5 protein-coding genes are annotated in these 12,694 nt (G+C 68.8%); 4 read left to right on the top strand and 1 reads right to left on the bottom strand.

What is annotated here, in order from left to right; translation table 11 throughout:
• Window positions 1-121: 121 nt before the first annotated feature.
• Window positions 122-1,858 (bottom strand): VWA domain-containing protein, encoded by a 1,737-nt coding sequence (locus tag H4O13_06590; protein ID MBE5315055.1) that lies wholly within the window; start codon window positions 1,856-1,858, stop codon window positions 122-124.
• A 140-nt stretch (window positions 1,859-1,998) separates the two neighbouring features.
• On the opposite strand from H4O13_06590, the gene H4O13_06585 reads away from it, so the two are divergent.
• The 4 genes from H4O13_06585 (at window position 1,999) to H4O13_06570 (ending at window position 12,682) form a co-directional block, all read left to right on the top strand.
• Entirely contained in the window at window positions 1,999-3,384 is a 1,386-nt protein-coding gene (locus H4O13_06585; protein ID MBE5315054.1) for a formimidoylglutamate deiminase, read from the top strand.
• A gap of 5 nt (window positions 3,385-3,389) precedes the next feature.
• Window positions 3,390-3,800, top strand: coding sequence for a DUF2784 domain-containing protein (locus H4O13_06580; protein MBE5315053.1), 411 nt, complete (start codon window positions 3,390-3,392; stop codon window positions 3,798-3,800).
• Window positions 3,801-3,965: 165 nt separating this feature from the next.
• Window positions 3,966-4,586, top strand: coding sequence for a hypothetical protein (locus H4O13_06575; GenBank protein MBE5315052.1), 621 nt, complete (start codon window positions 3,966-3,968; stop codon window positions 4,584-4,586).
• Window positions 4,583-12,682: a PD40 domain-containing protein gene (locus H4O13_06570; GenBank protein MBE5315051.1), complete on the top strand. Its 8,100-nt coding sequence runs from the start codon at window positions 4,583-4,585 to the stop codon at window positions 12,680-12,682. The genes H4O13_06575 and H4O13_06570 overlap by 4 nt, the downstream gene beginning before the upstream one ends.
• Window positions 12,683-12,694: the final 12 nt, after the last annotated feature.

Here is a 12,694-nt window from a genome sequence, read left to right as displayed (position 1 = left end):
GCGTCAGATGTCTCAGAGTTCGCCAGCGCGAGCGTGGGCGACGCACCCGTCGGCAGGGATCCAGCCCAGAGTGGGCCGGATCCCTGTTGACTCAAGCCACGGCGGAATCGAGTGCGGCGGATCAGCGTGCGCTGATGTCGGCCCCGCTCACGCTGCGCGCCAGCCCGACCAGCTGCAGGAACTCGCCGCGCAGGCCGTCGCGGTCCTCACCGCGCCCGGCCACAGCCAGCTGTTCGACGCGATCCCAGTTCATCTCGCCCGCGTGCTCACCGCCGCGCAGCAGTTCGCCATAGCCGGCCACTGCCGCGGCGAAGCCCAGCTCGGGGCTGGCCTGTTCGCGAAGCATCGCGCGCGCGATCGGCTGCTCGATCAGCTGGCTGGCCTCCGCGCCGGGGCGCTTGTAGCGCAGGCGCAGCAGAGCGATCTCGTCGCTGCGCTGCGTCCCCGCCGAGGGCGGCGCCGCGTAGCGCAGCGGTGCGTTGGCTTCGCCGCCGGAGCCGATCAGGGCGATTTCGTACAGGGCGGTAACGCTGTGGCCGGCGCCGATTTCGCCGGCATCGACGCGATCGTTGTCGAAGTCCTCGCGCGCCAACAGGCGGTTCTCGTAGCCGAGCAGGCGGTACTCGGCCACCACGGCGGGGTTGAACTCGATCTGGATTTTCACGTCACTCGCCAGGGTGTGCAGGGTGCCGCCCATCTGCGCGACGAGCACCTTGCGCGCCTCCAGCAGGCTGTCGATGTAGGCGTAGTTGCCGTTGCCGATGTCGGCCAGGCGTTCGGCGGTCTGCTCGTTGTAGTTGCCGGTGCCGAATCCCAGCACGCTCAGCGCCACGCCCGACTGGCGCTGGTTGGCGACGAGGGTTTCCAGGGCCGTATGGTCGACCGTGCCGACGTTGAAGTCGCCGTCGCTGGCGAGGATGACCCGGTTGATGCCGTTGGGGATCCGCGCCTGTCGCGCCACGGCATACGCCAAGTCGATGCCCGCTCCGCCGTTGGTCGAGCCGCCGGCCTCCAGCCGCTCCAGCGCAGCCAGGATCTCACCGCGCTTCGAGCCTTTCGTCGGCGCCAGCACCAGGCCTGCGCTGCCCGCGTAAGCGACGATGGCGACCGAATCCTGCGGGCGCAGCTGGTTCACCAGCAGGGCGAAGCCGCGCTTCAGCAGCGGCAGCTTGTCGGCGTCCTGCATCGAGCCCGAGGTGTCGATCAGGAACACGAGATTGGCCGGCGGCAGATCCCGGGTGTCCATCGCCTCGGTCTGCAGTGCCACCTGCAGCAGCAGTCGTCCGCGGTGGAAGGGCGAGGGCGCAAGTTCGGTCGCGAAGGCGAAGGGCGCCTCCCCGGCGCGCGGCCGCGGGTAGTCGTAGCGGAAGTAGTTGATCAACTCTTCGATGCGCACCGCGTCCGATGGCGGACGCTGGCCTGCGTGCAGCAGGCGGCGGAGGTTGCTGTAGGCGCCGGTGTCGACATCAATGGAGAAGGTCGACACCGGCTGTTCGGCGACGCGCTGGATACCGTTGCGCTCGAAATCGGCGTAGTTCTCGCGATTCACGTGCGGCACCGACATGGGCGATGGGGGGGGCGGCGCTGCCATCATCGGCGCCATCCGGGCGGCTTCCTGGGCTGTGACGCGTGAGCCTGTGACCATGACCTGTTCAAGGCGCGAGGCGTCCTGCGGGTCCGTGCTCGCGGCCCCCGGCGGTGAGCTGATCGACGCTGCCTCGGCGGCCGGCTCACTGCGCGATGGCGGTGCTTTCGAGGCGGGCCCCTGGCAGGCGGCCAGCAAACCGACGCCCAGTGCGAGCGCGAGCGCGCTTGCGCGGCGACGAAGGCGGGTGCGGTCGGTGGCGTGGGCATACATGGGCATGGCGGGTGTCCTCGGCTGGGGTGTGCGCGTCTGTACGCACGGACGCGGCGAACGGGGTTGATCGTCGGATCGCGGGTGCGCATCCGTTCAGACCCGGCCTGCGCGGAGCGCACGGCTTCGGCCACAATCCGCGCATGCCCACGTCACTCGCTGCCTCACTTCCCGCCTGCCGTCTGTGGCTGCCAAACGCGGCCGGCGCTCACGTCTCCAACGTGTCGATCCAGTCCGATGCCCGCGGGCGCGTGGTCGGCATGCAGCCTGCCAGCGGCGGGGCGGAGCTGCCCTGGGCCTTGCCCGGCGTGGCCAACCTGCATTCGCACGCCTTCCAGCGCGCGATGGCAGGCCTCGCCGAGCGCCGCTTGAATCCGCAGGACAGTTTCTGGACCTGGCGCGAAACCATGTACCAGCTGGCCGCGCGCTTCGACCCCGACAGCCTCCGCGATGTCGCCGCCCAGCTGTACGTCGAGATGCTTGAAGCGGGCTACACCCGGGTCTGCGAGTTTCACTACCTGCATCACGCGGCGGATGGCCGCCCCTATGCCGATCTCGCGGCGATGTCGCTGGCACTGATCGAGGCTGCGCGGGAAACCGGCATCGGGCTCACCCTGCTGCCCGTGCTCTACATGAGCGGTGGCTTCGACGGCCGCGCATTGAACGAACGACAGCGCCGCTTCGGGCACACGGTTGACGCCTACCTGCACCTGCTCGACACGCTGCGAGCGCAGCAGAACGAGCGCCTGCAGATCGGTTGCGCGCTGCATAGCCTGCGTGCGGTGCCGCTGCCGGCGATGCGCGAAGTGCTTGCCGCACTGCCCGCCGAAAGTCGCATCCACATCCACATTGCGGAACAGACCGGGGAAGTCGATGAGTGCCTCGCTCTGCGCGGGGCGCGGCCGGTCGAGTGGCTGTATGAGCATGCCGAGGTCGATGCGCGCTGGACGCTGGTGCACGCCACCCATCTCACGAGAGAGGAAACCGCGCGGATCGCGCGCAGCCGTGCGACGGTGGCCATCTGCACCACCACCGAGGCCAACCTCGGCGACGGCTTCTTCCCACTGCTTGACTACATCGCGGAAGGCGGAGCCTTCGGGGTGGGCAGCGACTCGCAGGCGACGGTCAGCCTGGTCGATGAGCTGCGCTGGCTGGAGTACGGCCAGCGTCTTCTGCATCGCCATCGCACCCTCGCTGCGGACTCGACCACGTCCTCGGTCGGCGAGACCCTGCTGTCCGCCGTCGTACGTGCTGGCGCCGAATCGGCGGGGCAGGGCAGCGCGGTGCGCGAGGGCGTGTTCGCGCCTGGCGCCGATGCTGACTTGATCACCCTGCAGAGCGCGCATCCAGCGTTCTATGCGACGACGGCGGCGGATCTGGTGGATCGCTGGGTGTTCGCCAGCAATCGGCCGGCGATCGACGGCGTCTGGGTGGGCGGCGTGCAGCAGGTGGCGGACGGTCGCCATCGCCTGCGCGAATCGATACAGACACGCTTCGGCGCGACGCTCGAAGCGCTGCTGGAGGGCTGATCCCGATGCTCTGGACCGTGGCCGCCGACGCTGTGCTGTTTCTGCACGTGTGCGTCGTGCTGTTCGTGGTGCTCGGGCTCGTCCTGATCGTGCTCGGCAATCTGCGCGGCTGGCGCTTTGCCAATGCGTGGTGGTTCCGCCTCGCCCACCTCGCGACCATCGGCATCGTGGTGGCCCAGAGTTGGCTGGGCATGGTGTGTCCCCTCACCACGCTTGAACTGTGGCTGCGCGACCAGGCGGGCGAGGTCACCTATGCGGGCGGCTTCATCGAGTACTGGCTCAGTCGGCTGCTGTACATCGAGGCGCCGGCCTGGGTCTTCGTTCTGGCCTATACCGCGTTCGGTTCGGGTGTCCTCGCCGCCTGGTGGCGTTGGCCACCGCGGCGCCACGCGCCAGCGGACCGTCGCTCGCGCTGAGCGGGCGTTGGCGGCTCCGGCGCGCTGCAGCTGGGTCCCCGAGCCCGCTTCCGGGGGGCTGAGCAGCCTGCGCGATCTCACAGCATCCGCCGTGATCCCTCGCCGCATCGAAATACGACAAGCCTCCCCAAAGGCCGTCATGGTTCGGCCATCAGGGGTTTCTTCATGGTCTGTCTGCTGCCGGGGCGGCTGCTGCGCCGCGCTCACGCTGCACTCGCGATGTCGGCGTTCGCCGTCGTCTGCGCCTGTCTGTTCCCTGCGCTGGCCTCGGCCGCCACGGCCTGCGAGGGCTCGGCGCGGCCGACGCTGAGCCTCAGCATCGTCTCGGCGGCCCTGCGTGGGGCGGATCACGAGCGCTTGCGCATTAGCGTGCACGACGACGGCTGCGTGGCCGTGCAGCGGCCCTGGTATCTGCGCCAGTCCGGGCAGTACGAGATCCGCCTGGATGCGGCCGAGTGGGAAGCCCTGCGCGCCGAGATTGCGCTCGACGCACTGCGCGGCGTCAGCGCCGACAGCCTGCGGCAGGAGGCCAAGGCGGCTGAGGCGCAGGCCAAACGCGAGCAGGGTGAGCCGGAGATCGAGTTCCACGCGCTGGATGCCGATGTGTTCGCGCTGCAGTGGCGCGAGGACGGCAAGTCGCGCGAGCTGGTGTGGGCGGACGTCCTCGATCAGGCCGAGCGGCAGCCGAAATCGGCGGGCATCAACGCGCTGGCGAGTACCGTTCGAGCATTGCAGCCGCTGCTGCAGCGCGACGGCAAGCGCGTCGACAGCGGGAGCGTGCGATGAGCCGCCTGCGTCTGAGCGTGCTGGTCGCCAGCCTGATCGGCCTGCTTCCGCAGCCTGCGGGTGCGGGTGCTTTTATCGCCGCCACCGAGGATTCACCGAACACCATCCTGCATCAGAACTACACGGGCGTGGGTGGCCAACAAAGCGACGTTACGGTCTGCGTCGATATCTCGGCAAATCCGGCGCTCGCGATCGCCGCCGAGCCGGCGATCCACAACGTGATCGCCACCTATAACCGCTTCCAGGGCCTGGCTGAGCACAGCTTCGCGTTCTGGCCCGACAGCAGCGCGGATCCCACCCTGCCGGATTTCGAAACGGTGCTGCTGCATGAGTTCATGCATGCCCACGGGCTCCACCATCCGCAGCATGCGAATGACCCGAGCGGAGCAGGCACCAGCGTGTTTGACGCCACGCGCAGCACCGATGGCGCCAGCAATCTGCTCGATCACCTCGGCGACGCCGATGGCATTCCCGGTTCGGCCGATGACCAGCGCGGCGATGATCGCAGCCTGAACTGGTATGTCAGCGGGGAGAACGATCCCGGCGTGGTGCCGGCGGTGGTCGACAGAACAACGATGACCCGTGAGCTGTCCGGTCTGCCGGCGGGGCACAACTTCGTCGCCAACGGCAATGCGGCGGTGATGGCCGCGCTCGGCTATGCCAACAGCGAATCGGCGGCTCATCAGGGCTATGAAATGGGCCAGGTGCAGCGGCACCTGCACAGCGAGGACGTCGCCACCCTGCGGCTGGCGCGCGCGGGCATCGACGGGACCGCCGGTACGGCCGACGACTATTTCCACCAGGCCCGCTATGTCGGCCGGATGAACAATCCGCAGGGCGGTGAGTGCAGGATCGTCGTCCGCTTTGTTCCTGAGACATCCTTCGCCGCTACCTTCATCGGCACCACGCCGATTGCTGATGGCCATCAGCGTCTGATCTTCCCCACCCGCATCCGCTTCAACCCGGAGGTGAACTGGTACTTCACACCCGGCGCCAACACCGAAGTGCAGATCGTCGATGCGCCTGATTCGAGCGCCGGCACCAGCCCGTACAGCGTGCAGGTGAACGTCGCCAAGGCTGCATACAACGGCATGAGCGGCACGCCCAGGGGCGAAGTCGAAGTGCGCGACGGGCCGCGCGGCGACGCGCTGACCGCAAGCTGCAGGATCACCCTGAATGCGGGCAGCGGCAGCTGCCAGATCGTGCCGCGCGCGCTCGGGCGCCGCACCCTGACGGCCGACTACCTGGGCTGGGGCGGTTGGGACGGCAGCAGCGCGACGACGACGCACGATGTGGTCGACATCGTCGGGTTCACCGACATCACCCGCACGCCCGCGCCCTCGGTGGTGAACAGCGAGGTCGTGTTCGCCTGGCGTCTCGTCGCGCAGACCAGCGGCCTGCCGCTGGCGCAGACGGGGCAGGTGATCGTGAAGGAAGCCGCCGACTGCGCCTCGCCTCCGATCACGCCCGCGCACCAGTGCAGCGCGACCCTGCCGGCGAACAGTTGCACGATCCGCTTCAGCAGCCCCGGCACGCGCACGATGCAGCTCTGCTACAGCGGCCAAGACGCGATCGCAGCGACCACCGCCACTGTCTCTCATGCGGTGGATGCGGGCCGCACCACGGTCACCCAACTGCTGTCGCGCACGCCTGCGGCCACCGCGCCTTTCGAGCCCTACACCGTGCAGCTGCAGGTGCGCGAGAACCCCAGCCAGGGCGGCCATCCGCAGGGCGTGGTCGTGGTTAGCGATGGCCCGGAAGGCGATCCGCTGACCTCGACCTGCCAAGCCAGCCTGGCGGGTACGCCCGGTGAAACGGCCAGCTGTGTGCTGCGCAGCGCGCGAGCGGGAACACGCGAACTGAGCGCCGATTTCGCGGCGCAGAGTGTGTGGGCCGCAAGCAGTGCGCAGGATGTCCACAGCGTTCGCGACTTCCGCATCGTCAGCCATCTGCCCGCTGCCAGCCGCGTCGGCGAGGCGGTGAGCGTGGTGGTGCTGCTCGACATGCGGCCCTTCCTGGCGCAGCCGGCGCCCACGGGCACGATCGTGGTCAGCGATGGCGTTGACGAATGCACCATCGTGCTGCCGGCCAGCGAGTGTCTGTGGCGCGGCAGCACCGTCGGCACGCGTGCGTTGACGGCCACCTGGAGCGGCGGCGGCGCCTATGCGGGTGGCACCACCGCCGCGGTGACGCAGACGGTGCTGCCCGCGGCGCCGGCCTATCCGCGCCAGCTGTCGCAGTCGCTCGCTAGCTTCCCCGAAAGCAACGGTGCTTCGGTGGCGTCCGGCACGGCGCTCAGTGCGGACGGGCGCTTCGTGGTGTTTTCCTCCAGCGCAAGCAACCTGGTTGCAGGTGACACCAATGGGGTTGAGGACGTCTTCGTTCGCGATCAGCTGAGCGGCGCGGTGCGCCGGGTCAGCGTGGCCGCCGATGGCACGCAGGGCAACAGCGCCAGCCAGCTGCCGTCGATCAGCGCGAACGGGCGCTACGTGTCGTTCTTCTCGCAGGCCAGCACGCTGATGCCGGGGAGTGACAGCGGCAGGCATGTCTACGTGAAGGATCTCTACAGCGGCTCGGTGGCGCGCGCGTCATCGCTGCCCAACGGCAGCCTGCCGCCCCAGGCCGAACTGTCGTTCACGACCATGCTCTCCGCCTTGAGCGCGGACGGCCGCTATGTGGTGTTCGCCTCCTCGCGTCCGCTGGCTGCGGGCGACAGCAACGGACTCATCGACGTCTACGTCAAGGACATGCAGACCGCCGCGCTCGATCTCGTCAGCAGCACCAGTGCGGATGCTGTGGGCGACAACAACAGCCACATGCCGGCGATCAGCGCGGACGGCCGCCACGTCGCCTATCTGTCCACGGCCGGCAATCTGGTGCCCAACTTCACCGCGAACTCATTGCAGAACAAGGTCTTCATCAAGGACCGTCTGACCCGCAGCTCGCGTCTGGTCAGCGCGACCGCCTCCGGCGAAGCCGCCACGAGCTCCTGCGCCGGCTCTCCGTCGCTGAGTGCCGATGGTCGCTTCGTCGCCTTCCAATGCAATTCGCCGAATCTGCCCGCGAACGGGGGTTGGAATGGCGATCGGATTTTCGTCAAGGACATGTTGAGCGGCGCGATCGAGCTGGTGTCGCACCCGTCCTACTCCAACGCACTGGTGCCGGCGATCAGTGGCGACGGTCGCTACGTCGTCTTCCAGCAGGGGCGCCCTGGCGTGGGCACCGGCGTGTACGTGCGCGACCGCCAGACTCAGACCCTCACCAATCAGCACCTCACGCTCGCCGGCGGCGATGCCGGCGGCGAAGACGTGACCTGGGAGCCGCGCATGCGCCCGGCGATCAGCGCGGACGGTCGCTTCGTCTCCTTCCAGTCCGTCAATGCGCAGCTGGTGGAGCCGGATCTGAATGCCGCCGCCGACGTCTTTGTGCGTGACCGCAGCGCCCAGGTGACGGCGCGTGCCAGTGCGGCCTACGCGGGCGTGCGAAACACCGGCGACAGCAGCGCGGCGGCGATCAGCCGCGACGGTGAGACTGTTGTATTCGCCTCGAACAGCCGCGCGCTGATCGCCGGCGATACCAATGGCCGCTCCGACGTCTTCCTGCGCAACAGCACCAGCGGAGCCGTGCAGCGGGTCAGCATCGCGGCCGATGGCGTTCAGGCCAATGGCGACAGCTTCGCCCCGGCCTATGCCGAGGCCAGCGGCGAGGTGTTCTTCCTGTCGTCCGCCACCAACCTGATCGCGAACGACACCAATGGCAGGGTCGATCTGTTTGCCAAGCGGCTCAGCGATGGCAGCGTCCGACGCATCAGTACCGCGTTTGGCTCACAGTCGCCGGTGGACGCGCTGGGGCCGATCGCGGTCAGCCGCGACGGCCTCCGGGTGGTGTTCACTTCGGCTGACCGTAGCGAGTACCTGGGCAGTACGGGCGACCGCAACGGCTTCGTTGACATCGTTCTGATCCTGCGCGACGGACAAAGCAGCAGCCCGCTCATCCTCAGTCGCGTCGCGGCCGGTCTGGGGAATGGGGATAGCGTGCAGGCCAGCATCTCGGACGATGGTCAGCGCATCGCGTTCGCGTCGGATGCGACCAACTTCCAGCTCGACGGCGGCAGCGCGGTGCGCGACGTGTTCGTGTATGCGTTCGCGCCGACGCCAGCGGGCCTGCGATTCCTCGCCAGCAGCGACGCCAGCGGCGCCCCGGGCAATGGCCACAGCGAGCAGCCGGCCCTGAGCCCTGACGGCCGCTATGTCGCCTTCGTTTCCGACGCGAGCAATCTCGTGCCCGGCGACACCAATGGCGTGCGCGATGTGTTCGTCAAGGACCTGCAGACCGGCGCGATCGAACGCGTCAACACCAGCAGTTCAGGCGCCGCGGGCACGGGCGGTGCGTGCAGCTCAGCCTCGATCGCCGCAGGCGCGCGCTACGTCAGCTTCGTCTGTTCGCAGAACGGTCTGGTTGCCGGCGCCAGCGCCGCGCTAGCCCAGTTCTACGTCAAGGATCGCGTCACCGGTGCGATAGCGCGCCGATCCGAATCCGCGGCCGGTGTGGCGGGCGATGCGGACAGCCGAGCCGGCGCGCGGGCGCTGTCGGACGCCGGTCTTGCGGTGTTCGAGACGAACTCGAGCAGCCTGACCGGGCTCGACAGCCTGCAGATCTCAAATGTCTACCTGAACTCACATGCCTCTGCACAGGCCGCCAGCACCACGGTGATCCGCTCGACGGCACCCGCGGTTCCGAGGCCAGGCGTGGCCTATGCCGTCAATATCGAGGTCAGCAGTTCTGGCTCGACCCCGGCCAGTGGACAGGTCAGTGTCATCGGCGCGCGGAGCAGCTGCGTGGCGACGCTGACGCCCGGTACGCCTTCGACTGCCAGCTGCAGCCTGACCACCAACAGCACCGGTGCCTTCACGCTTCGAGCCTTCTACGGCGGCGACTCGGCAAACCGCACATCGGCCTCCGGTCTGTTCGCGGTCGAGGTGCCCGACCAGGTCCTTCCCGGCAAGCACACGATCACCCAGATCACGCCCGGCAACGGTCGACTGACGGTCTTCTTCGGATTCAACGGTGTGGGGACACCGCATCGCGATTACACCGCGCGCTGTGGTGGCGTCTCCGTGGTCGCCACGAGCGGGCCGATCGTCGTGCAGCCCCTGCCCAACGGCGTCAGCGCGAGCTGCACGCTGACCGCCCGTAACGATCTCGGCATGGGCCCGCCCTCCGATCCGGTGTCGGCCACGCCGATCGCGAACACCGCCATCAGTATCACCGCGCAGCCGCCAAACCCGGCGCGGGTGGGCGTCGCCTATCCGGTGACGGTCGCCGTGAGCAGTGAAGGCACGCCCTCGCCCGGTGGCGAAGTGCAGGTGTCCGATGGAACGAGCAGCTGTTCGGCGCTGCTGACGCCCGGCGCCCCTTCAGTGGGCAGCTGTGCACTGACCTCGACGACGCGTGGCAACAAGACGCTGGTGGCGAGCTACACCGGCGATGCCGCGAATCGGGCGTCGACTGCGAATGCTGCGTACGTGGCGGCCGATCTCCCGGGCGCACCGGTATTGAGCGCTGCAGCGCCCGGCAATGGGGTGGTGACGCTGACGTTCACTGCGCCGGGCGACAACGGTGGCGTGCCCGTGCTGGACTACACCGCGACTTGCGGCGCCAGCTCGGTTACGGCCGCGGCGTCGCCGATCACCCTGACGGGCCTCGCTAACGGCACCGAAGTGTCCTGCAGCGTCAGCGCACGCAATGCGCTGGGCAGCAGCGCCGCATCGAATGTGATCCTCGCGACGCCGCGCACAGTGCCCGGGGCGCCGACGCTCACTGGGGCGACGCCAGGCGATGCATCAGCGACCCTGCTTTTCTCCGCACCGAGCAACGATGGTGGCAGTCCGGTGTTGCGCTATCGCGCGACCTGCGGAACGCAGGGGGTGTTTGTTGACGCATCGCCTGCGGTCGTGACCGGGCTGATCAATGGCACCACCGTGGACTGCTCGGTGCGCGCGTTCAACGCGGCCGGCTTCAGTGTGTTCTCCAACAGGATCGCAGTGACACCGCGCGCACTGCCCGGCGCGCCCGTACTCACTTCGGCGCAGCCTGGTGACGGCGCCGCGACCCTCGTGTTCGACCCGCCGACCAACGCGGAAGCCAGCGCGATCCTCGACTACACCGCGAGCTGCGGCGCGCGAACCGTCACCGGCACCGGCTCGCCATTGCAGGTGCCCGGACTGGCAAACGGTGTAGAGGTCGACTGCAGCGTGACCGCACGCAATGCGACCGGCACCGGCAATGCCTCGAACGTGCTGCCGGTGCGACCGCGCCGCGCGCCGGACGCACCTGTGCTCGCTGCCGTGCAGGCGGGCAACCGCAGCGCCAGTCTTGTGTTCAGCGCGCCGGTCAACGACGGCGGCAGCGCGGTGATCGACTACACCGCTACCTGCGGCGCGCAGAGTGTCACTGGCCTGGCTTCGCCGCTGTTGGTCAGCGGGTTGAGTGTTGGTATGGCGATTGACTGCAGCGTCAGCGCACGCAATGTCGCGGGCGCAAGTGCGGCTTCGAACCGTCTTTCGGTGACACCGCTGGGCGAGCCGCAGCCACCCGCGCTGATCAGCGCCCAGCCCGGCGACGGCAGCGCCACGCTGACGTTCACCGCGCCGAGCGACACCGGCGGCAGCGCGATCCTTGACTACACGGCCACCTGCGGCTCCCAGTCGACGACCGGTGCTGCGTCCCCGCTGCTGGTCGGCGGGCTCAGCAACGGCGTGCAGGTCAGCTGCAGCGTGCTCGCTCGCAACGCGGTCGGCAGCAGTGAAGCCTCGAACACGCTGCGCGTGACGCCGGTCGCCGCACCGCAGCCACCCACCCTGATCAGCGCGCAGCCCGGCAACGGCAGCGCCATGCTCACGTTCAACGCGCCGAGCGACACCGGCGGCAGCGCGGTGCTCGACTACACCGCTACCTGCGGTGCGCAGTCGACTACCGGCGCAGCCTCGCCGCTGATCGTCGTTGGGCTCGCCAATGGCGTGCAGGCGAACTGCAGCGTGGTCGCGCGCAACGAGGTCGGCAGCAGTGCGGCCTCGAATGCGCTGTCGGTGACGCCGGTCGGTGCACCGCAGGCGCCCACCCTCATCAGCGCGGTGCGCGGTGATGGCAGCGCCAGCCTGGACTTCACCGCGCCCAGCAACAACGGCGGCAGCCCGATCCTCGACTACACCGCCACCTGCGGCACGCAGTCGACGACCGGTGCGGCGTCCCCGCTGCTGGTCAGTGGTCTGAGCAACGGCGTGCAGGTCAGTTGCAGCGTGACTGCGCGCAATGCGATCGGCAGCAGCCCCGCATCGAATGCGCTGAGCACCACGCCCGCAACCGTGCCGGCGGCTCCGCTGCTCGGCTCGCTGATCGCCTTGGCCAATGGCGTGCGGGTGGTCTTCAGTGCGCCCGGCAACAACGGCGGCAGCGCACTGCTCGACTACGAGCTTTCCTGCCTGCCCGGTCCGATCACCGCGGTGGGTGCGGGTTCGCCGATCGACCTGCTCGGGCTGACTCCGCAGCAGACCTACCGCTGCCGGGTGCGCGCACGCAACGCGATGGGGCTGGGGGCGTTCTCGGCTGAGGGCAGCGTGATCCCCGGGCAGCCGGGCACCAGTGCCGACCTCGTCATCAGCAAGACCAACAACAGCGACTACATCAACGATGCCGAGCCGGTGCCCTACCTGATTACCGTGCGTAACGACGGCCCGAGCGCGGTGCTCGGAGCGAGGGTGGAAGACGCCCTGGCGCCGGATTTCGTCAGTGCGCAGTGGCAGTGTGAGGCCGACGCTGCGGCCTGGTGCCCGCCTTCGGGCAGCGGCGCCTTGGACATCCGCGTCGATCTGCCAGCGCAGACGTCGGTGCGGATCCGCTTCAATGCCACCCCGGCGGTCGTCGGCGGCTCGACGTCGATCAGCAACATCGCCACGATCACTCCGCCGGTCGGCATCAACGATCCCCAGCTGACCAACAACGCGGCGATGGACGGGCCGGACGCCCGCCGGATGTTCCGCGATGGGTTCGAAGCGCGGCCGGTTGTTCCAGCGGTGGAGGACTCCTACAGCCCCTGATGGGGGCGAATT

The sequence above is a fragment of the Lysobacterales bacterium genome (assembly GCA_014946745.1).
Lineage (GTDB): Bacteria > Pseudomonadota > Gammaproteobacteria > Xanthomonadales > Xanthomonadaceae > Aquimonas.
This window is presented reverse-complemented; position numbering and strand designations above follow the sequence as displayed.